This is a genomic window from Mesorhizobium sp. C399B, from assembly GCF_030323185.1.
In the GTDB taxonomy this organism is placed as follows: domain Bacteria; phylum Pseudomonadota; class Alphaproteobacteria; order Rhizobiales; family Rhizobiaceae; genus Mesorhizobium.
Genome location: NZ_CP100472.1, coordinates 1893477 through 1914377 on the forward strand (window position 1 = coordinate 1893477; position 20901 = coordinate 1914377).

At 63.9% G+C, this 20901-nt stretch carries 16 protein-coding genes; 1 reads left to right on the forward strand and 15 read right to left on the reverse strand.

Annotated features, from left to right (window positions below; all coding sequences use genetic code 11):
* Window positions 1–5 precede the first annotated feature (5 nt).
* The 10 genes from NLY36_RS08920 to NLY36_RS08965 all read right to left on the reverse strand — a co-directional run bounded on the left by NLY36_RS08920 (window position 6) and on the right by NLY36_RS08965 (window position 13674).
* Entirely contained in the window at window positions 6–1280 is a 1275-nt protein-coding gene (locus tag NLY36_RS08920; protein WP_023707663.1) for an RNA polymerase sigma factor, read from the reverse strand.
* Window positions 1277–1651 (reverse strand): YciI family protein, encoded by a 375-nt coding sequence (locus NLY36_RS08925; protein WP_023671781.1) that lies wholly within the window; start codon window positions 1649–1651, stop codon window positions 1277–1279. Before NLY36_RS08925 ends, NLY36_RS08920 begins: the two co-directional genes overlap by 4 nt.
* Before the next feature lie 82 nt (window positions 1652–1733).
* On the reverse strand, window positions 1734–2834 hold the full coding sequence (locus NLY36_RS08930; RefSeq protein ID WP_023713995.1) for a DNA topoisomerase IB: 1101 nt from the start codon (window positions 2832–2834) through the stop codon (window positions 1734–1736).
* Window positions 2835–2897: 63 nt separating this feature from the next.
* Complete coding sequence (locus tag NLY36_RS08935) at window positions 2898–3659, reverse strand: hypothetical protein (protein ID WP_023735005.1); 762 nt, start codon at window positions 3657–3659, stop codon at window positions 2898–2900.
* The gene (locus NLY36_RS08940) at window positions 3656–4534 is read right to left on the reverse strand and encodes a glycosyltransferase family 2 protein (protein WP_023735006.1); all 879 of its coding nucleotides are present in this window, start codon (window positions 4532–4534) and stop codon (window positions 3656–3658) included. The genes NLY36_RS08935 and NLY36_RS08940 overlap by 4 nt, the downstream gene beginning before the upstream one ends.
* A complete protein-coding gene (locus NLY36_RS08945; RefSeq protein WP_023686317.1) occupies window positions 4527–5462 on the reverse strand; it encodes a glycosyltransferase family 2 protein in 936 nt (311 codons plus the stop codon). Before NLY36_RS08945 ends, NLY36_RS08940 begins: the two co-directional genes overlap by 8 nt.
* A gap of 101 nt (window positions 5463–5563) precedes the next feature.
* Window positions 5564–6448, reverse strand: a complete 885-nt coding sequence (locus NLY36_RS08950) for a transglutaminase family protein (RefSeq protein ID WP_023683456.1) — start codon at window positions 6446–6448, stop codon at window positions 5564–5566.
* A gap of 1 nt (window position 6449) precedes the next feature.
* A complete protein-coding gene (locus tag NLY36_RS08955) occupies window positions 6450–8861 on the reverse strand; it encodes a circularly permuted type 2 ATP-grasp protein (RefSeq protein ID WP_023735007.1) in 2412 nt (803 codons plus the stop codon).
* A 6-nt stretch (window positions 8862–8867) separates the two neighbouring features.
* Entirely contained in the window at window positions 8868–12227 is a 3360-nt protein-coding gene (locus NLY36_RS08960; RefSeq protein WP_023735008.1) for a transglutaminase family protein, read from the reverse strand.
* A gap of 250 nt (window positions 12228–12477) precedes the next feature.
* Window positions 12478–13674, reverse strand: a complete 1197-nt coding sequence (locus NLY36_RS08965; RefSeq protein ID WP_023735009.1) for an acyl-CoA dehydrogenase — start codon at window positions 13672–13674, stop codon at window positions 12478–12480.
* A gap of 106 nt (window positions 13675–13780) precedes the next feature.
* Here NLY36_RS08965 and NLY36_RS08970 point away from each other — a divergent pair, with 106 nt between their 5' ends.
* Entirely contained in the window at window positions 13781–14692 is a 912-nt protein-coding gene (locus tag NLY36_RS08970; protein WP_286439811.1) for a LysR family transcriptional regulator, read from the forward strand.
* Between the two features lie 11 nt (window positions 14693–14703).
* Here the strand turns inward: NLY36_RS08970 and NLY36_RS08975 are convergent, their stop codons facing one another.
* The 5 genes from NLY36_RS08975 to NLY36_RS08995 all read right to left on the reverse strand — a co-directional run bounded on the left by NLY36_RS08975 (window position 14704) and on the right by NLY36_RS08995 (window position 20879).
* Window positions 14704–14886 carry a hypothetical protein gene (locus NLY36_RS08975; protein WP_023671771.1) on the reverse strand — a complete coding sequence of 61 codons (183 nt, stop codon included), beginning with the start codon at window positions 14884–14886 and terminating at the stop codon, window positions 14704–14706.
* A 49-nt stretch (window positions 14887–14935) separates the two neighbouring features.
* Entirely contained in the window at window positions 14936–17257 is a 2322-nt protein-coding gene (locus NLY36_RS08980) for a Tex family protein (protein WP_023683462.1), read from the reverse strand.
* A 114-nt stretch (window positions 17258–17371) separates the two neighbouring features.
* Window positions 17372–18553 (reverse strand): serine hydrolase domain-containing protein, encoded by a 1182-nt coding sequence (locus NLY36_RS08985; RefSeq protein ID WP_023735011.1) that lies wholly within the window; start codon window positions 18551–18553, stop codon window positions 17372–17374.
* 32 nt (window positions 18554–18585) lie between these two features.
* On the reverse strand, window positions 18586–19782 hold the full coding sequence (locus NLY36_RS08990) for a serine hydrolase domain-containing protein (RefSeq protein ID WP_023735012.1): 1197 nt from the start codon (window positions 19780–19782) through the stop codon (window positions 18586–18588).
* A gap of 62 nt (window positions 19783–19844) precedes the next feature.
* A complete protein-coding gene (locus tag NLY36_RS08995; RefSeq protein ID WP_023735013.1) occupies window positions 19845–20879 on the reverse strand; it encodes an ABC transporter substrate-binding protein in 1035 nt (344 codons plus the stop codon).
* Between the last annotated feature and the right edge of the window lie 22 nt (window positions 20880–20901).

Below are 20901 nucleotides of genomic sequence, written 5' to 3' on the forward strand. Positions count from 1 at the left end.
CAGGCTTAGTGCGCTGTCTTCGCCGGCGCCTTCACGGCTCCGTCTCGCATCAGCCGGTCGATATGCATGCGGATATGGGCGGCTTCCGCTGCCGTGTTGGCCAACGCAATGGCGCGATCGAAGGCGACACGCGCCTCTTCGCCACGGCCGAGCTGCATCAACAGACCGCCCTTGAGGCCGAAGAAGTGGAAATAGCCGGACAGCCTCTCGCCAAGCGGCTCGATCATGGCAAGGGCAGCTTCCGGCCCGCGCACCTTGGCGACCGCAACGGCACGGTTCAGCGTCACCACCGGCGAAGGTTGCATCGCCTCCAGCAGGCTGTAGAGCAGATCGATCTCTGTCCAGTCGGTCTCCTCGGGGGTTGCCGCCCGCGCATGAAGGGCGGCGATCGCCGCCTGCACCTGGTAGGGTCCGGGCTTCTGGTGGCGCAGGGCCTTGTCGACCAGCGCCAGGCCTTCGTCGATCATCTTGCGGCTCCACAGCGAGCGGTCCTGGTCGTCGAGCAGCACGATCTCGCCATTCTCGTCGAAGCGGGCCGGCGCGCGCGCATGCTGCAGCAAAAGCAATGCCGTCAGGCCCATGATCTCCGGCTCGGTCTGGAACAGCCGCAGCAACAGGCGCGCCAGCCGGATCGCCTCCTCGCAAAGCGGCGCACGCGCCGGCGCCTCGCCGCTGTTGGTGGAATAACCTTCGTTGAAGATCAGATAGACCATGGCGGCAACGGCGGCGAGCCGCTCCGAGCGCTCGACCGCGCCGGGCGTCTCGAACGGCACGCCGGCATCGGCAATGCGCGCCTTGGCGCGCGTGATGCGCTGTTCCATGGCGCTTTCGCCGACCAGGAACGCACGCGCGATCTGCTTGACGGTGAGACCGGAGACGATGCGCAGCGCCACCGCGATCTGCTGCGTAGGCGGCAGATCCGGATGGCAGCAGATGAACAAGAGCCGCAATATGTCATCGCGGTAGTGCGCGCCGTCCAGCCGTTCGGCGATATCGCTCTCGGCATCTTCCAGGTCCGAGATCTGGTCCTCTTCCGGCATCGGCGCCTGCTTGGCGCGCTTGCGCACCGCGTCGATGCCGGTGTTGCGGCCGACAAAGATCAGCCAGGCCGCAGGATCGCGCGGCGGCCCGTTCTGCGGCCAGTTCTTGAGTGCCCTCAGGCACGCGTCCTGGAAAGCTTCCTCCGCCGTATCGAGATTGCGGAAATAGCGCAGCAGCGCACCCATAGCCTGCGGGCGGGCAGCGCTGATCGCCGAGCTTATCCAGGCGAGGTCTGTCATGTGGCTACTCTGGTTGGGTTGAAGACGGAAACCGGTCGGATCTCATAGGATCCGCCGCTGGGATTGACCTCGGAAAGCTCGCGCGCGAAGTCGACGGCCTCGTCGAGATCGGCGCATTCCAGCGTGTAGAAGCCGAGGAACTGTTCCTTGGTCTCGGCAAACGGGCCGTCGATGACGACCGATTCGCCCTTGACCTTGCGCAGCGTCGTCGCGGCGGTGGTGGGCAAAAGCCGCGCCACCGGCCCAAGCCGGCCGGCTTGAGCATATTTTTCCTGCACATGCATGAGCTTTGCCATGACCTCGTCATCCTGTGCCTTGCTCCAGGAGGAGACGACATCTTCGGAGGCATAGCAGAGGATAGCGTAGAGCATGGGACGTCCTTTTCTGTCTCAAAGGACGAAACAGTAGGGCCTGTGCCGACATGGCGTCGACAAAAAAGTTACGCCATTTTTGTCAGCCTTCGCTTGCCTTCAACCATCTCAGCACAAGAGCCTCTTCATCATCGAGACCGTCGATCGCTCGCTTGCGCTTGTTGGCCTCGGTCATTTCGCTAAGCAGCCGCCCTTCCACCCAGGCTTCGAAAACCTGTGGATGGATGTAGCATTTGCGGCAGACGGCGCGTGTGTTGCCGAGCCGCTCGGCCACCTTGTCGATGACCGCGTTCATCACACGCTTGGTCTGCGCCTGGCTTTCGGGAAGCTCCGTCCGCGCAAACAGCGACGCGGCATGGATGGTGCCGCCCCAGGTGCGGAAATGCTTGGAGCTGAAATTGGCGCCGATCGCGTCGCGGATATAGCGGTTGACATCGTCGGAGCGCACTCCATGCCTCTCGCCATCCTCGTCGAGATATTGGAACAGTTGCTGCCCCGGAATATCCTGCGCGCCGCGCACGACCCGGGCGATGCGGCGGTCGACCAGCTTCAATTTCCATTCCTTGCCGGACTTGCCCTTGAAGGCAAAGCGCAGGCTCGATCCCTTGATGTCGACGTGGCGGTCGCGTAGCGTCGTCAGCCCAAAGCTCTTGTTGTCGCGGGCATAGGCGGCATTGCCGACCCGGATCATCGTGTTGTCGAGCAGCCAGACAATTGCCGCCACGACGCGCTCGGCCGGCAGGCCACGGCGGCGCAGATCGGCATCGATCCGGCGGCGCAGCTCCGGCAGGCTTTCGGCAAAGGCGACAAGGCTGGAGTATTTGGCGCCGTCGCGCTCGGCGGCCCACAGCGGATGGTAGCGGTACTGTTTGCGCCCGCGCTGGTCGCGGCCGGTCGCCTGGATGTGGCCGGCGGGATCGGGCGAGATCCACACATCCGTCCATGCCGGCGGAATGGCCAGCGCCTTGATGCGGGCAATGGCTGCCGCGCCGACGGCCTGTCCTTTCGCGCCCTTGTAGGAAAAGCCTTCGCCCGCCTTCAGGCGCCGGATCCCCGGCTCGCTGTCGCTGATATAGGTGAGCGAGGCCTGTTCGGCAGCGGTCTGCGCGCCGTTCTTCGGCGCTCCATCGTCCCCCCGTCCGGCAGCCGACCGGCCGGATGGCGTCCCAGATTTGTCAAGCATGCCCGCTCCACGAAATTTTTCTCGTAGATAAGCGCTAAGCCGACTGCTGGTTCCACCCCGTTGCTATGGAATGTGGTCGGGTCCACCAATGGTGGCACCAGCCGGCACGGCCATCCAGAGGCCGCCATCGTCGACGTGAGGCGGATGGTAGTCGCGCCCGGGCGGAATCTGTTCGAACACGGCCCCTGCCTCATCGGCAAGGTAGTCATAGCCCACATCCTGCAGGAGCCCCTTTGGATCAAGGTGGTGGTAGAGATTGCGGCGGGCGATCCGCCGCTTCGGCTCCATCATCTTTAAATGATAGAGGTTGAGCCCGCTGTTGCGGGCCTTGAAACCAAGATCGGGAGGATACCAGAGCCCGTGCAGGTCCTCTGGTCGGTACTTCGCCGGATCGTAGGCTCTGAACAGACGATACTGGAACTTTTCGGCCCACAGCCCGTCGACCCAGTACTCGGTCGGCGAATACAATTCGCGGAGCCGGAACCCCCAGGCCATGCGCCTGTAATCCCCCGTCAGCTGTCCGATCCGCTCCGCGGTACCGCGTTCCAGCCGCTCATCGGGATCAATAGCCAGGATCCAGTCGGCGGCAGCTTCATGCGCTGCGTCGAGCAAGATCCGCCGCCGCTGCGGCTCGCTGCTGAACACGCCGGTCGCCCCGCGATCGTCATAGGCAATCCAGCCGTCAACGACCGGATCGATATTGGTGATCAGATCGGCAACCAGATGCGCGTCATAACGATAGCTGAAAACTGCGACCGTTCTCTGGCGCGTCCAGAACAGTCGGCTCCGTCGCCAGCGTCGAGGCTTGATTTGGCTCGTTATCATTTTCTTGTTGCCGCTTTCACGCGATTTCGCACGCCAATATAGACACCCACGGATTTGACCAGCAGGGCAAGCCAGACAATTGGCATCGACATCATCGCGAAAGTTCGATCCCGATCGGAAAGCCCGATCTTCGCCAGCTTGCGGGCATTCCGCCGATCGCGAAACGTGTCGCGAAAACACCGAAACGGAGTGTTCAGGGCGGACGCTGCGAGGTAATCGCCGCGGCGACAGCCGCGCCTGTACTGATCGGCAAGCAATCTGGACAGCCGGGTTTCGTTGCGATGAACGGTTTGCACCTTAGGCTCCCAGACCGGCTGCAGTTCCTGCGGCAGCCGCCCCAGGAATTCGGTGTCTTCGGCAGCAGGCATGGTTTCATCGAACAAGCCATATTCATCGAACAGCCGCCGATCGAACGACACGCCGTAACGCAGCGCACGATCCGACGGCAGACCGGGAAGCCGTCGCATGAACATGATCAGATGAGCCGCACAGGCGATCAGATTGCGCGGATGGCTATTCACCATCGCGCTCGCCACGGCGCGGTCGCCAGCCAGATGCCGCTGCATCCGTGCCTCGGCCCAGCCCGAACAGGCGAGGCAATCATCGGCAAGAAAGGCAACGAAAGGCGCTTTGGTGGCCGCAATGCCGAGATTGCGGGCTGCGCCTACAAACAGCCTTCGACCGACCTCGATCATTGGCACCTTGACCCCGGCGCCGGTCAGCAGCGCCATGACCTCGCCTCCGCCCGAGTTGACCACCATGATCTCGAGCGGCTCATCCTGATCCAGCAGGGATGTCACCGCCTCGACGATTTGAGCCGGCGCGCGATAGCCGATGACAATGACGGCAAGCTGCGGCGGGGCTGATTCAGGCACGTTGCAACTGGACGCGCGGAGAGGAAAACCAGCGCCGCAGCGCCAGCTTCAGCTGGTAGCGCCTGCAGCGCCAGGTGTTCGACCGCACCTTCGGCGCCGCCGCCGCGATCCTCAGGAACCGCGCCGCCGTCTCCAGATCACCGCGCGCATAGTGAACCCGGGCGATCTTGAGGGCGACCAGCCCCTCCCTGGTCTTTAGCGACGACAGTGGGATGCCACAGTCAGTCAGCTCGCGCAGCGCCAGCCGCCAGTCGAGAAAGCGGCGCACCGGCCTGGTGATGAAGCGATCATCAGAACGCACTGCCGAAACGTGGTAGATCATGACGGGATGCACGATCAGGGCAAGCGACGCCCTGCCCATCAGCCTGGACCAGAACAGCGTGTCCTCGTCATAGGCAAGCCCGGTCGGGAAGCGCGTGTCGCCGACGACCCGCCGGGAAACCAGCGCACTGCCCACGGCGATCGAGCGAATGTGACCTTCCAGATAGGCCGAGGCATTGGCTATACCGTCTTCTATGTAGCCGGCTGGAAGCTTGAGGTTCCGGTTCTCGCCATCGGTGCGCCGACGGTAGGCGCCGATCACCATGTCGGCGGCCGGTTGCTCCCCCGCCCGGACCAGCATCGACCGCAGCCCGCCCTCCAGATGCAAGTCGTCGGCGTCGATCAGGTAGATCCAGGAGCATTGCGCCTGCGCCAGCGCCACATTGCGGGAGCCGCCCGCGTCCCGGCAGCTGCTCTTGAGCACGCGCAACGGCAACGAGAATTGCGTGGCGGCATTCAGCGCGGCTTCTGCCGTCCCGTCCGAGGAGGAATCGTCGACCAGCAGCACCTCGCCGATAACCTCGGCTTCGGAACGAAGCGAGGCCAGCGTGGCCGCAATGGTTGCCGCCGCATTGTGCGCCGGGATGATGACACTGATTGCCGTCAATACCGAACTCCGCATCAGCATGCCTGCCGACCGATCCTCCCCGAAGTTTCGACCGAGCATAACGGGCATGGCCGTTGTTGAGAAGCTGTGCTTCGAGGCTGTCAGGCCTTCTCGAGCGCGACCGGGATGACGTCGACGGCCTGGTCGCCGACCTGGCCGCCGGTGGTTTTCAGCACGCCGACGATCGGAGCCACGTCGGAATAGTCGCGGCCATAGCCAACGGTGATGTGGTCGTTGCTGGCCCGCATGCCATTGGTCGGGTCGAATTCCTGCCAGCCGGCATCGCGCCCACACCACACCTTGACCCAGGCATGCATGGCATCGGCGCCTTCGAGCCGCGGCTTCCCTTTCGGTGGAATGGTGCGCAGGAAGCCGCTGACATAACCCGCAGGAATACCTAGACCGCGCAGGCCGGCGATCATGATGTGGGAGAAGTCCTGGCACACGCCCCGCTTCAAACGGAAGGCATCGCTGGCCCCGGTACGCACCGTGGTCGCTTCCCCGTCATAGGTGAAGTCGCGGTGGATGCGGTTGCACAGATCGATGGCCATGCCGACCGTCGAGCCGCCGGCGCTGTCGCGGGCATAGGCGGTGATCGCCGCATCGATGCCGGCATGATCGCTGGCGGCGAGAAAGTGATGCGGTGCATCCGGCGCCAGTGACCGTACGGCGCCGAGTTCTTCCCGCAGGCGCTGCAGATCGGGCGACACGTCGAGCCCAGGCTCCGGCCGTGACACCGACACGCGCGCGCTCATTCTGATGTCGAGCCCGTCATGGACGTCGCGAAAGGCGATCGCGGTGACATTGTTGCCGAAGAAATCGGCAAAATCCGTGCGCTCCGATGGGGTCGGCACAAACGAAAGCGAGGCCGCGATCACGCGCTGCACGCCGGCAATGGTCGGCGGCAATACACGCACCTGATGCCGGCTGCCGCCGGCCGCGGCGTCATAATCGTAGCTGAGATGAAGCCTGATATCGTACAGCATGTTAACCGAAATACGCTTTAGCCAGGCTGCTATAGAGGTTGCCGATCTCAGTTGCGAGATCGTCCAGCACCTCCGCCGACATCTCCGATGGCTCCATGACGGCAATTGCCGTGTTGAGCTGCAGGATTTCCTTGGCCGCGACCGACATATGCCCCTCCGGCCCAACCGATGGCAACAGGCCGATCTCCGCCTTCAGCCGTTCGAGCTGGAACAGGATCGAGCGCGGGTTGAGTGGGTCGAGCGCCAAGAGGTCGATCACCGTGCGCCGTCCGGCCCGCACGGGATATTGCCGGCGGTGGGTCATGACGCTGTCGCCGATCTCCAGCATCATGTCGAGCGAGCCGTCCGGCGCACCGGACCTTGTCAGTCGGGCTAGCGTACGGGCGATCTGGATGCCGCGCTCGATCCGCCGACCGATCTCGAGGAAACGCCAGCCGGTGAAACGGTACATATTCTCGTGCAACAGGCCGGAGAAACCGGCGAGCTTGCGCAGCATGACCGTCATGGCCCGTGTCGCGTCGTCACCCGGCGCCACCGTGGTGGCGAACTGATGAATGGTCTTCGACAGGTCCTTCAGCGCCAGCCAGCCATCGGGCGAAAAACGGTCGCGGATCTGTCCGGCGCTGTAGACGGCGCTGTCCAGCGTGCCGATCAATCCGGGCGGAATGGCCGCTTCGAGATCGACGCCGAACGGTTCGAGATAGTCCCTGATATCGGCGAGCAGCAGCATGTCAGGATCGGACGTCTCGGCCAGCCGCACATGATAGGCGCGCAGGATGCGAACCGTATCCTCCGAGCGCTCGATATAGCGGCCGAGCCAGGTCAGGTTTTCCGCCGCGCGGCTGGGCAGGCTCCCCGGCATGGTGCGGACGAAGCTGTCATGCTCCTGCGGCAGCAGCGTCTCGCGCTCGACCGACCGGTCGCTGACCACCCAGACGTCGGCCGCCTGGCCGCCGCGCTGCATGGCGATGGCCGTCGGGTCGAGCGAAAGGCCGACACGGGCGAAACCGCCCGGCATTACCGTCCAGCCATCGGGCGTGCGCGCGAGATAAACGCGCAGGCTTGCCGGCCGTGGCTCCAGCCAGCCTCCGACATAGACCGGCGTCGTCGACAGCGTCACCGCTTCCTGGCCGACGAAACCGCTGCCATCGCTCTCGATGCGCGCAATCAGCGCGATGCGTTCCTCCGGCGTCAGTGCCGAACCGAGCCTGGTCTGGCCGTCATCCTCGAAGGCCAGCCGCGTCGACAGCGCCGGACCGATCACCATGCGATCGATATTGGCAAGCACATGGGCCCGTTCGGTTGCTTGCCCGCACCACCAGGTGGCCACGCTTGGCAACAGAAGTTCTTCGCCGCGCAATGCGCGCGAAATCTTCGGCAGGAAGGCGAGCAGCGCCCGGGTTTCCATCAAGCCCGACCCCAGCGCATTGACCGTAGACACGGTGCCGCGGCGGATCGCCTCGACCAGCCCCGGCGTGCCGATATGCGAGTCCGACCTCAGTTCCAGCGGATCGGCAAAGGCGGCGTCGAGCCGCCGCCACAGCACGCTGATCGGCATCAGCCCGGAAACCGTGCGCACCATCAGCTTGCCGCCGGACACGGTCAGATCCTCGCCCTCGAGCAGCATGATGCCGAGATAGCGGGCGATATAGGCGTGCTCATAATAAGTCTCGTTGAGCGGCCCCGGCGTCAGAATGGCGACGCGGCCGTCATTCTCCTTCGCCATGCCGATCAGCGCATCGCGAAAGCGGCGGAAGAAACCGGCCAGGCGATGCACATGCATCTCGCCATAGACGTCGGACAAAGCCCGCGTCGTGGCGACGCGGTTTTCCAGCGCAAAGCCGGCGCCCGACGGCGCCTGCGTGCGGTCGCCCAGCACCCACCAGCTTCCATCCGGCCCACGGCCGAGCTCGAAGGCGCAAAAATGCAGGAAATGACCGCTGGCCGGCATGGTGCCGACGACGGGGCGCAAAAATTCGGGGCTCGCCGCAATCAGGCCTGCCGGCAGGATTCCCTTCTCGATCAGCCGGTTCGGGCCATAGATATCAGCGACTATCTCCTCGAAAAGGTCGGCGCGCTGGACGAGACCGGCGCTGATCCCGGCCCATTCCTTGTCTTCGATCAGCAGCGGGATATGCGCCAGCGGCCATTCGCGCTCATTGGCGCCGGCCTTGTCATAGACGCGGTAATAAACCCCGGCGTCGCGCAGATACTGGTCGGCGCGGGCAAAGCGCTGGCCGAGCTTTTCCGGGCCCAGCTCCTCCAGCGCCTCGATGAAGGGCGCCCAGGCCGGACGCGGACGGCCCGAAGCATCGACCATCTCGTCGACGACGCCGTCAATCGGCTGGTAGTGCTCCAGCAGACTGTGCCTCAGCGGCTTGCCGCGGACCTTTTTCTGATTCCCCTTTGCCATCGCTGATCAGAGTCTTGCTGGCCGCCTGAGGTCAAGGGTCATGGGGAAGTCTTCAGAGGCTTCTTCATTGCGCACCACATAGGCCGACGGCGTATGGCCGCGCGGCTCGAAGCGGGCGAGACGCCGCGCCTCAGCCTCATTGCCGTTGACCGGGAAGGTGTCGTAGCTGCGCCCACCTGGATGCGCGACATGGTAGACGCAGCCGCCCACCGCCCGCCCCGACCAACGGTCGTAGATATCGAAGACGAGCGGCGTGTTGACCGGCAGCGCCGGGTGCAGGCCCGACGAAGGCTGCCAGGCCTTGAAGCGCACACCGGCCACCGCGACCTCGCGATTGTCGGTGACCTTCATCGGCACGATTCGGCCATTGCAGACAATGGCATGACGGTCCGGGTTGAGGCCTTCGGTCCTGACCTGCAGCCGTTCGACCGAGGAGTCGACGAAACGCACAGTGCCGCCGATGGCGCCTTGCTCACCCATCACATGCCACGGCTCCAGCGCCTGCCGCAGTTCCAGCTTGATGCCGGCATGCTGGACTTCGCCGCAGAACGGAAAGCGGAACTCCAGCTGGGCATCGAACCATTCCGGCCGGAATTCAAAACCGTTGAGCTTGAGGTCGTCGAGCATGTCGAGGAAATCCGCCCAGACATAATGCGGCAGCATGAAACGGTCATGGAGCGAGGTGCTCCAGCGCACGAAGCGGCCATCAAGCGGGTTCTTCCACGCACGGGCGATGATGGCGCGCACCAGCAATTGCTGCGCCAGCGACATGCGCGCATTGGGCGGCATCTCGAAACCGCGGAACTCGACAAGCCCAAGCCGGCCGGTCGGGCCATCGGGCGAAAACAGCTTGTCGATGCAGATTTCCGAGCGGTGCGTATTGCCGGTGACATCGGTCAACAGGTTGCGAAACAGTCGGTCGACCAGCCAAGGCAGCGGTGTGTTGCCCTGGCCCGGATGCGGCACCTGCGCCATCGCGATCTCGAGTTCGTAAAGCGAGTCGTGCCGCGCCTCGTCGAAGCGCGGCGCCTGGCTGGTCGGGCCGATGAACAGGCCGGAAAATAGATAGGACAGCGACGGGCGCCGCTGCCATTGTAGCACCAGGCTCTTCAACAGATCGGGCCGGCGCAGGAACGGGCTGTCATTGGGCGTTGCGCCGCCGACGACGACATGGTTGCCGCCGCCGGTACCGGTGTGGCGGCCATCGATCATGAACTTGTCGGCGCCAAGCCGTGTCTGCCGTGCTTCCTCGTAAATCGCCGTCGTCGTCGCCACGCAGTCCTGCCAGTTGGCAGCCGGATGGATGTTGACCTCGATGACGCCGGGATCGGGTGCCACCCTGATGACGTTGAGGCGCGGATCGTGCGGCGGTCCATAGCCTTCGATATGCACGGGAAGGCCGATCGCCTTGGCCGCGTTTTCTGCGGCTGCGACCAGTTCGAGATAATCTTCCAGCGCCTCGACCGGCGGCATGAATACGCACAGCCTGCCATCGCGCGGCTCGACCGAAAGTGCTGTACGCACAGCGCCGCCGATCTCGGTGATCTCCTGTTCGACCCTATCCTGCTGGCCGGTCGTCGCCGTGAAAGAAATCGCCTGCTGGCGTCGTGCCATCTCGTCGGCGCCTTCCAGCTCGGCCGGAGCCGGTTCTGGCAGTATGGCTTCCCGCGCCGGCAGCGGTCCACGCGGCAGTGACGGATCGACCGGCACAATATAGGGGAACTGCGCCGGCGGCACATAGGGCAGCGTGCCCAGCGGCAGGCGGTAACCGACAGGCGAATCGCCCGGCACCAGGAACAGCCGCCCGCGCCGTGTCTTCCACTTCTCCGAGCGCCAGCGCGGGTCCGAAGCCTGGCTGTTCCAGCGCTGCACCGGCAGCACGTAGCCGGACGGCCTGGTCAGCCCGCGCTCGAACACTTTCGCCATGCGGCTGCGCTCTTCCGGGTCTTCCAGCTTGGAGTTGGACGGATCGACATTGTCGGGCAGCTTGCCTTCCTTGAGCAGCCATTCGGCCGGGTCCTCATAGGCCTCGCTGACCATCGCCTTGTCGATGCCGAGTTCGCCGGCGATTGCCGTCAGCAGGTTTTCCGCCTGCTGCGGCCCGACCTTCGCATCGCTCTTTTCGTGTGCGATCAGCGACGGATCGCTCCACACCGGCTGGCCGTCGGTGCGCCAATACAACGAGAAGGTCCAACGCGGCAGGCTCTCGCCCGGATACCATTTGCCCTGGCCGTAGTGGAGGAAGCCGCCCGGCGCGAAGCGTTCGCGCAATTTACGGATCAGCGCATCGGCCTTTTCGCGCTTGGTCGGGCCGACGGCGGCGGTGTTCCACTCGGCGGACTCGAAATCGTCGATGGAGACAAAGGTCGGCTCGCCGCCCATGGTCAGCCTGACGTCGCCCGCTTGAAGTGCGGCGTCGACCTTGTTGCCCAGCCCATCCAGCGCCTGCCAGCTTTCGTCCGAGAATGGCTTGGTGATGCGCGGATGTTCGGCGATGCGGTCGACACGCATGTCGAAGCCGAATTCGACATTGGCGAAGCTCGCCATGCCGGAAATGGGTGCGGCGTTGCGGAAATGCGGCGTGGCCGCCAGCGGCACATGGCTTTCGCCGGTGAGCAGGCCGGACGTCGGATCGAAGCCGATCCAGCCGGCGCCCGGCAGATAGACCTCGCACCAGGCGTGCAGGTCGGTGAAGTCTACGGCGGTCCCGGCTGGGCCATCGAGCGCGACCAGATCGGGCTTCAGCTGGATCAGATAGCCGGAGACGAAACGAGCGGCGATGCCGAGATTCCTGAGGATTTGCACCAGCAGCCAGCTCGAATCCCGGCACGATCCCTTTTTCGCGGCCAGCGTTTCCTCCGGCGAGAACACGCCGGTTTCCATCCGCACGATATAGGCGATTTCGCGCTGCAGCCGCGCATTGAGGTCGACGACGAAGTTGACGGTGTTGGTGGCGCTACGGTCGATGGTTGCGAGGAAAGCAGACAGCAGCGGCCCCGCCGGCTCCGGCGTGCGGTAGATGGCGAGATCGTCCCTGATGTCTTCGGGGTACTCGAACGGGAAGGTCTCGGCCGATGGTTCGACGAAGAAATCGAACGGATTGTAGACCGTCATGTCGGCGACGAGGTCGACCTCGATCTTCAATTCCGTCACTGGTTCCGGGAAGACGAAGCGGGCCAGGAAATTGCCGTAGGGGTCCTGCTGCAGATTGACGAAGTGGTTCGCCGGCCCGACCTTCAGTGAATGGCTGAGCACCTTGGTGCGGGAATGCGGTGCCGGCTGCAGCCTGATGACCTGGGGCCCGAGAACCACCGGCCGGTCATATTTGTAATGGGTCAGGTGGTAGACGGCTGCCAGTATTGCCATGGGGCCCCGGAGATCGGCGTTTCTTCAGCCGAACCCTGACACATCTATTGGCCATTCTCCAAGCAGAGATGTTGCGCTGCACCTAAATTAAGCAGCCGAAGCCGGCTACGCTGTGTCGAGATTCAGGTCAGGCCGAGTCGAAAATGGCTGATACCGAGAACCGGAGCAGAGCGTACTTTTCGTACGCGAGCACCGGAAGCGCAGGCATCGGCCATTTGCAGGCCGGCCTCACCTGAACATCGGCACAGCTTTAGAAAAACGCCTGTATCCCCGTCTGAGCCCTGCCAAGGATCAGCGCATGCACGTCATGCGTGCCTTCATAGGTGTTGACCGTCTCCAGGTTCTGCGCGTGGCGCATGACGTGGTAGCCGATCTGGATGCCGTTGCCGCCATGCATGTCGCGGGCCTGGCGCGCGATGTCGAGCGCCTTGCCGCAATTGTTGCGCTTGACGATCGAGATCATTTCCGGGGCCATCTTGCCTTCATCCATCAGCCGCCCGACGCGCAGCGAGCCCTGCAAGCCGAGCGCAATCTCGGTCTGCATGTCGGCGAGCTTTTTCTGGAACAGCTGCGTGCCGGCGAGCGGCTTGCCGAACTGCTTGCGGTCGAGTCCATACTGCCGGGCCCGGTGCCAGCAATCCTCGGCGGCGCCCATCGCGCCCCAGGAAATGCCGTAGCGGGCCCGGTTGAGGCAGCCGAATGGGCCGCCGAGGCCCCTGGCGTTGGGCAGCAGCGCGTCTTCGCCGACTTCGACGCCTTCCATCACCACCTCGCCGGTGATCGAGGCCCTAAGGCTGAGCTTGCCGCCGATCTTCGGCGCCGACAGCCCCTTCATGCCCTTCTCCAGCACGAAACCGCGGATTTCGTCCTTGCCGTTGTCGCCCTTCAGCTTCGCCCAGACCACGAACACATCGGCGATCGGCGCGTTGGATATCCACATTTTCGAGCCGGAAATCCTGTAGCCGTTCGCGGTCTTCTCGGCCCGCGTCTTCATACCGCCGGGATCGGAACCCGCATCCGGTTCGGTCAGGCCGAAGCAGCCGATCCATTCGCCCGAGGCCAGCTTAGGCAGAAATTTCTTGCGCTGTTCTTCCGAGCCATAGGCATGGATCGGATACATCACCAGCGACGACTGCACGGACATCATCGACCGGTAGCCGGAATCGACCCGCTCGACCTCGCGCGCCACCAACCCGTAGGTGACGTAATTGGCGCCGAGCCCGCCATATTCCTCAGGGATGGTGATGCCGAGCAGGCCGGCCTCGCCCATCTCGCGAAAGATGCCGGCATCGGTCTTTTCCTCGAGATAGGCCTCCTCGATGCGCGGCGCGAGCTTGTCGGCGGCAAAGGCGGCCGCGCCATCGCGCACCATGCGCTCATCCTCGGAAAGCTGGTTCTCGATCAGGAAGGGGTCTTCCCAAACGAACGCGTTCTTGTCGGCGGCCATGGCTTCGCTCTCTCCCAAAATCTTGAAGTGCTCGGGCTTATCCGCCTTCGCTTCGGAAAAATCAAACAAAATTGCATCACCGATCAATGAGGTTTAGTAATGGATCATGAACGTCCAACGCCGGCTTTTGCCCAGCACCAGCGCCCTTGCCGCCTTCGAGGCCGTGGCCCGCCTTGGCTCCTTCACCGCTGCCGCCCAGGAACTCGATTTGACCCAAGGGGCCGTCAGCCGCCAGATAGCCCTTCTGGAGGAACAGTTCGGCCGCCGGCTGTTCGAGCGCGACAGCCGCAATGTTCGGCTGTCCACGGCGGGCGAAATCTATGCCGAAGCCGTGCGGGCGGCACTCGGGCAATTGCGCGACGCCGCGCTCGGATTGATGAGCAATCGGCATAGCGGCATGCTGAACCTCGCCATACTGCCGACCTTCGGCACGCGCTGGCTGATGCCGCTGATCCCGGATTTCGTCGCAGAAAACCCTGACATCACCATCAACTTTGTCACCCGCATCGGCCGCTTCGACTTCGCCCGCGAGCGGCTCGACGCCGCCATCCATCATGGCCAGCCCGACTGGCCGGACGCCGACTCCACGCTTCTGATGCGCGAGACCGTAATGCCGGTGGTCTCGCCAGACTTCCTTGCCAGCCGCGATATCACCACGGCGGCCGACATTAGCCGCCTGCCGCTGCTGCACATGGCGACGCGTCCCGGGGCCTGGGGCGAATGGTTCGAGGAACAGGGCTTGAGCGCACCGATCGGACCCGGCATGCAGTTCGAGCAATTCGGCACCGTTGCCCAAGCCTGCATGGCGGGGCTTGGCGTCGCGCTCCTGCCGCAAGTTCTTATCGCCGGCGAATTGCAGCGCGGTCAGCTCGTGCAGGCGCCGGGACAGCCGATGCAAAGCCGCAGCGCCTACTACCTCGTCGTCCCGAACGACAAGCGCGGCCACCCGCCCGTCGTCAGCTTTCGCGACTGGCTGCTGGGCCAGGTTGAGAAGGAACCGGCCGTTCTGGCCTGGTAGCTACTGCCGCTTCATCGACTCGGTTTCCGGCTGGAAGCGCAGCGTTTTTGCGACTTGCGTTCGGCAACTTTCGCATCGAGCTTGCTTTTGATCCGGGCGAAAGCCTGGTCTCCATCGACCGAACTGCCACTCGCCATGCCCTCGTCCCAAAGACGCCCCAACTCTTGGACACTCACTTTCTCGAAACTTGCCATATCGCGCGTATCTCCACACAAGGATGGGATTGCAAGGAACCATTCGAGGCTACTTCCGCTTCAAGGCATCGGCCAGTGCTGCGCCAAACGCGCCTTGCTGTGCCGGTCCTTCCGGCTGACGCTGCGGCATCGGCGAAGGTTGCGCCGGCTTGCCGCCGCCATTGTCGCGCGGCCCCTTCGGCGTCCCGCCCTCGCCGCCGTCCTTGCGCATGGACAGCGCGATGCGCTTGCGCTTGATGTCGACATCGACGACCCGCACCTTCACCACATCGCCCGCCTTCACCACCTCATGCGCGTCCTTGATGAAACGATCGGCCAGTTGCGAGACATGCACCAGCCCGTCCTGGTGCACGCCGATATCGACGAAGGCGCCGAAGGCCGCGACATTGGTGACGGTGCCTTCGAGAAGCATGCCGGGCTTCAGATCCTTGATATCGTCGACGCCCTCGGCAAAGGTCGCCGTCTTGAAGCCGGGGCGCGGGTCGCGGCCGGGCTTTTCCAGCTCCGCAATGATGTCGCGCACCGTCGGCAGGCCGAACCGTTCGTCGACGAAGACGCGCGGATCGAGCGCCTTGAGCGCGGCACTGTCTCCCATCAGCGAGCGCACATCGCGACCGCAGACGGCTACGATCTTCTTGGCCACGCCGTAGGCTTCCGGATGGACCGACGAGGCGTCGAGCGGCTCGCTGCCATTGGCAATGCGCAGGAAGCCTGCGGACTGTTCGAACGCGCGCGGTCCGAGCCGCGCTACCTTGAGCAGCTCCTTGCGGCTGGCGAACGGCCCGGTCGCATCGCGATGCGCGACAATGGCATCGGCAAGCGACGCGCCCAGGCCTGACACGCGGGCCAAAAGCGGCGCCGAGGCAGTGTTGAGATCGACGCCGACGGCATTGACCGCGTCCTCCACCACCGCCTCCAGCGAGCGGCCAAGCCGGTACTGGTCGACATCATGCTGGTACTGGCCAACGCCGATCGATTTTGGCTCGATCTTGACCAGTTCGGCGAGCGGGTCCTGCAGGCGCCTGGCGATCGACACCGCACCGCGCAGCGACACGTCGAGCCCGGGAAACTCAGCCGCCGCTGTCGCCGAGGCCGAATAGACCGAGGCGCCGGCTTCGCTGACGATCACCTTGAGCGGCTTCGGCCCGCCATCCGAAGGCATATCGGACAGCATGTCGGCGACCAGCTTTTCAGTCTCGCGGCTGCCGGTGCCGTTGCCGATCGAGATCAGCTCGACCTTGTGCAGGCGGATGAGCTTGGCGAGCTCCGCCTGTGTGCCGCGCACATCGTTCCGCGGCGGAAATGGATAGACCGTCGTCGTCGCCAGCACCTTGCCGGTGCCATCTACCACCGCGACCTTGACGCCGGTGCGGATGCCGGGATCGAGCCCCATGGTCGGCCGCGATCCGGCGGGCGCTGCCAGCAGCAAATCCTTGAGGTTGCGTGCAAAGACATGGATCGCCTCTTCCTCCGCCCGCTCGCGCAGGTCGCGCATCAAATCGAGCGTCAGGTGCAGCGAAAGCTTGATCCGCCAGGTCCAGCCGGCGACTTCCATCAGCCAGCGGTCGCCCGGCAGGCTGCCGCCGATGGCGTAGGCGTTGGCGATCATCCGCTCGACCGGCTTCACCGGCGAGGCATCGTCGGCATCGACCTCGATGTCGAGCGACAACACCTCTTCGTTGCGGCCGCGCAGCATGGCCAGCGCACGGTGGCTCGGAACATTGGCCCAGCGCTCGACATGCTCGAAATAGTCGGAGAATTTCGCCCCGGCCTCCTGCTTACCGTCGACGACACGGGCACGCATGAAAGCGCGCTCCTTCATGTAGGTTCGCAATTTGCCGACCAGATCGGCATTTTCCGCAAACTGTTCCGACAGGATGTCGCGTGCGCCTTCCAGTGCGGCCTTGGCGTCGGCCACATCCTCGGTCACATAAGCCAGCGCCGCCTCGGCGGGCACCAACGACCGGTTGGCCAAAATAGCCTCCGCCAATGGCCCCAGCCCGCGCTCCCGGGCGATCTCGGCCTTGGTGCGGCGCTTGGGCTTGTAGGGCAGGTAGATGTCTTCCAGTTCAGCCTTGGTGGCGGCAGCCACAATTTTGGCCTCAAGTTCGTCGGTCAGCTTGCCCTGCTCGCGAATCGAACCAAGGATCGTATCGCGCCGCGCATCGAGCTCGCGCAGATAGGCCAGCCGCTCGGCAAGGTCGCGCAATTGCGTGTCGTCGAGCCCGCCGGTGACCTCCTTGCGGTAGCGCGCCACGAACGGCACCGTCGCGCCCTCATCGAGCAGCCCTATAGCTGCCGATGCCTGCTCCGACCGCGCCCCGATCTCTGCCGCGATGATGGATGCGATGCGTTTGCTGTCTGCTGCCATGCTGGTCCCTGTCGCAAAGAGCGGCGACCATAGGCGCTGATGTCCGTCCCGCCAACCGCAGTGTTCTCAAGCGTCAAAGAGGTCCACAGGAAAGCGCCTTGCTTTGGCTCGTCCTCAGACCATCCCGCTCAGCGCCTCGAAAAAGGCAACGATCTCGCGTTCGAGCGGATAATCTTCAGGCACCGGCTGCGACCCCATTTTTGCAATCACCACTTCCGTCTTCGGGTTGACGTAGAGCCATTGGCCGTGGATGCCGATGCCGCAGAAGGCGCCGTTTGCCGCCCCCGTCTGGTACCATTTGTTACGGTAACGGCCCTTTGGGAACAGATGCACCATTGTGCCGCGCTGCCAGGCCTCCGCGCTGCCGCCGGCAACGGTCGTATCGCGCACCCAGCCTTCTGGCACGATGCCGCGGCCATTGGCCGTGCCGCCCTGCCGCATCATCTCGCCGATACGCGCCAGGTCGCGCGGCGTCACCGAAATGCCGCCGGCGGTGCGCGCCGTACCTTCCATGTCGACGCCGATCGAAGCCTCGCTGACAGCACCCAGCGGTAGCCACAGTTTCTCGCGCATCAGGTCCGGGAAGCGCTGGCCGGAAGCTCGTTCGAGCAACAGGCCGAGCAGATCGGAATTGGGCGAACGGTAGCGGAAGGTTTTGCCGTGCGGTTCTTCGAGCCGCTGCAAGGTCAGAATGAATTCGCGCAAGCTTTCAGTGCCGCCGCCCGGATTCCACAGCGTAGCGCGACGGTAACGGGCAAAGGCGCTTTCGGGATCGAGATAGGCCTCCTCGAAGTCGAGGCTGACGCTCATATCGAGCACATGCCGGCAGCTTGCATCGGCATAGGCCGAACCGGCGGCTTCCGGAATGTACTGGGTCACCGGCGCTTCCGGGTCGAACACGCCCTCGCCTTCCAGTATTCCGGCGATGATCGCGGTGACCGATTTGCTGATCGAAAAGATGATGTGACGGGCGCCGAAATCCATATTGGGCGCGAACCAGTCGCCGATGACCTTGCCAGCCTTCATCACCGTCAGCGCGTCGCTGCTCGAACGTGTGAGGAATTCGGCCACCGTCTCCGGCGCGCCGGCGACGGAGACGTTTTCGCCGAGCAGGCCGCTCAGGTCCCGCATCGGTGCCTCGACGCTTCCCGGCGTCGCCGCCACGGGGGCGGTAGGCACCAGCTCGCCAAGGTTCTGGAACGACCAGCGGTTGAACGGGCTTTCGCGCCAGTTGGAGAGCAGCACCTCATTGCGGGCGAAGCCGTAGCGGGTCTCGAACGCGGTCTTGCCGGTCATGAACGTTTCCTCAGAGGGTGATTTGTTGTGGGTCAACCAAGCGCCATGGCGATGGTGTGCACCGCCTTCAGCGTTGCCACCGAATAGGCGACATTGCTGAAATCCGGATAGGTCGAAAGCTTGACCACGACCATGCCGGTGTCCCAGTCGATATGGATCATCTGCCCGAACACGCCCCGGCACATCAGCGCGCGTGAGCGCGGGTTTTCGATCCAGAACTGGTTGCGATAGCTGCCTTCGGGCAGGCTCGGATTGAAATCCGGCCCATGCCTGCCGTTGCGCGTCGCCTCGATCCAGTCGGCCGGCACGATGCCGCGGCCCTTGTCGAGGATCAGCTGGCCGAAGCGGGCGTAATCGCGCAGCGTCGCGTTGAAGCCGCCATCGGCCAGCGCATAGCCGGCGCTGTCGACCGTGAAGCAAGCGCTTTCATCGGCGCCGAGCTTTTGCCACAGCTCCTCGGACACCAGCTGCGCCAGCCGTTTACCGGTGACCCGCTCCATGATGAAGGCAAGCACGTCGGTCTCGATCGAGCGGTACTCGAACGCGGCGCCATGCGGCCGCACCTTGTCCTTCAGCTGCAGGATCAACTCGAACAGATGCGGCGGCCATTGGAAATCCGGATCGATGTCCGGCGGCACCGGCTTCCAGCCGGTGGCGACATCGACCTGGCCGATATCGGAATAGCGATCGGTGTATTCCTCGGAAAAGCGAACACCCGTCGTCATGTCAAGCACATGCTGCACGCTGGCGCCGTCCCAGCCGGTCGCGCCGAGCTCCTGCAGATAGGCGGTCACCGGTTTGGCCGGGTCGATCAAGCCGCGCCCAACCAGAATACCGAACACGGTGCCTGTTACCGACTTCGCCATCGACTGCGACAGATGCAGCGTGCGCTCGGCCATGCCGTTGAAATAGCGCTCATAGGCGACCTTGCCGTCTTTGAGCACCAGGAAGCCGTCCGTGTAGGTCTCGTCGAGCAGGCCAACGAGCGTCGTCGGACGGCCCTTGCTGTCTTCCACCGGCAGCGCGTCGAGATCGGTCTCTGCGCGCTCAAGACGATGGCGATGGCCATTACCGCGCCAGACCTCGATGGTCGGCAGGAATTCGCGGATGTGTTGGAAGGCCCAGCGATTCCATGGCGGCCGGTCCCAGTCGAGCTTCGGCAGCACCATTTGAGGCGGCGAGCCCCGCATGATCGACGGCCGCGGATCGCTGTTGCGATAGGAGTCCATGAAAGCCGTTCCGGAAAAGAAAAGACCCGGCGGCGGATGCCGCCGGGTCTGTCAGACTGCGGTTATTTCTGCAGTTCGGTCCAAATCTTGGTGTAGATGTCCTGGATCTCAGGCGCGCACATCTTCTGGAATTCGCCTTGTGCCTTCGCAGTCTCCGGAATGACGACTTCCGGCGCATCCTTCATGTCGGCCGGCATGTACTTGTCCGAGCCGGTAATGGCGTTTGCGTAGCGATGGAAGGCCGAGAGGCCGGCCGCGTTTTCCGGATCCATGATGAAGTTCTGGAACAGCTTGGCGTTCTCGACGTTCTTGGCTTCCTTGAGAACGACGACGTTATCGCTCCACAGGCCGTAGCCTTCCTTCGGATAATTGTAATGGATGGCCGGATTGGCCAACCGCTGGCGTAGCGCCGAGCCGTTCCAGTCGCTGGTCGCCTTGAAGTCGCCGGCGCCCATCTTTTCGATGGTATTGTATTCCATGGCGATCCAGTTCGGCTTGGCCGCGACAAGCGTGTCGCGCACCTTCTTCAGCACCGTCTTGTCGTCGGTGCACTGCTGGCCGCCGACATATTTGATCGCCGCGAAGATAACGTCATTCATCTCCGGAACGACATTAGTCTTGCCCTTCAGCTCGTCCGGCGTGTTGAAGATGATGCCCCAGCTGTCGGCTGGTCCCTTGTAGGCATCGGTGTTGACGACAACGCCGACGGTGCCCAGCGCCCACGGCACGGAATATTTGCGGCCGGGGTCGAAGTCTGGATTGGCCCATTCCGGCGCCACGTTCTTGAAGTTCTCCATCTTGCCCGGATCGGTCTCCTGCACGAGGCCCTCCTTGATCCAGATCGGCACGTAGGTTTGCGACGGAACGGCGATGTCGAAGCCGGTGCCGCCCTGGCGTACCTTGGCGAGCGCCGTATCGTTGGAATCGTAATCGGTGATCGTCACCTTGACGTTGTATTTGGCTTCGAACTTTTTGATCACATCGGGGCTGGTATAGTTGCCCCAATTGTAAATGTTCAGCTCGCCATCGGCGCGGGCCAGGCTCGTCGTTGCGAGCAGCGCCAACCCGATGGCGGCTGTCGTTGTTTTCCAGTTCATGGTTTTAGCTCCCATTTGTCGG

Excerpts from the sequence above, each read along its gene's own strand:
- NLY36_RS08920 (WP_023707663.1), bottom strand. The coding sequence starts at position 1,280 with ATGACAGACCTCGCCTGGATAAGCTCGGCGATCAGCGCTGCCCGCCCG.
- NLY36_RS08925 (WP_023671781.1), bottom strand. The coding sequence starts at position 1,651 with ATGCTCTACGCTATCCTCTGCTATGCCTCCGAAGATGTCGTCTCCTCC.
- NLY36_RS08930 (WP_023713995.1), bottom strand. The coding sequence starts at position 2,834 with ATGCTTGACAAATCTGGGACGCCATCCGGCCGGTCGGCTGCCGGACGG.
- NLY36_RS08935 (WP_023735005.1), bottom strand. The coding sequence starts at position 3,659 with ATGATAACGAGCCAAATCAAGCCTCGACGCTGGCGACGGAGCCGACTG.
- NLY36_RS08950 (WP_023683456.1), bottom strand. The coding sequence starts at position 6,448 with ATGCTGTACGATATCAGGCTTCATCTCAGCTACGATTATGACGCCGCG.
- NLY36_RS08955 (WP_023735007.1), bottom strand. The coding sequence starts at position 8,861 with ATGGCAAAGGGGAATCAGAAAAAGGTCCGCGGCAAGCCGCTGAGGCAC.
- NLY36_RS08960 (WP_023735008.1), bottom strand. The coding sequence starts at position 12,227 with ATGGCAATACTGGCAGCCGTCTACCACCTGACCCATTACAAATATGAC.
- NLY36_RS08965 (WP_023735009.1), bottom strand. The coding sequence starts at position 13,674 with ATGGCCGCCGACAAGAACGCGTTCGTTTGGGAAGACCCCTTCCTGATC.
- NLY36_RS08970 (WP_286439811.1), top strand. The coding sequence starts at position 13,781 with ATGAACGTCCAACGCCGGCTTTTGCCCAGCACCAGCGCCCTTGCCGCC.
- NLY36_RS08975 (WP_023671771.1), bottom strand. The coding sequence starts at position 14,886 with ATGGCAAGTTTCGAGAAAGTGAGTGTCCAAGAGTTGGGGCGTCTTTGG.
- NLY36_RS08980 (WP_023683462.1), bottom strand. The coding sequence starts at position 17,257 with ATGGCAGCAGACAGCAAACGCATCGCATCCATCATCGCGGCAGAGATC.
- NLY36_RS08985 (WP_023735011.1), bottom strand. The coding sequence starts at position 18,553 with ATGACCGGCAAGACCGCGTTCGAGACCCGCTACGGCTTCGCCCGCAAT.
- NLY36_RS08990 (WP_023735012.1), bottom strand. The coding sequence starts at position 19,782 with ATGGACTCCTATCGCAACAGCGATCCGCGGCCGTCGATCATGCGGGGC.
- NLY36_RS08995 (WP_023735013.1), bottom strand. The coding sequence starts at position 20,879 with ATGAACTGGAAAACAACGACAGCCGCCATCGGGTTGGCGCTGCTCGCA.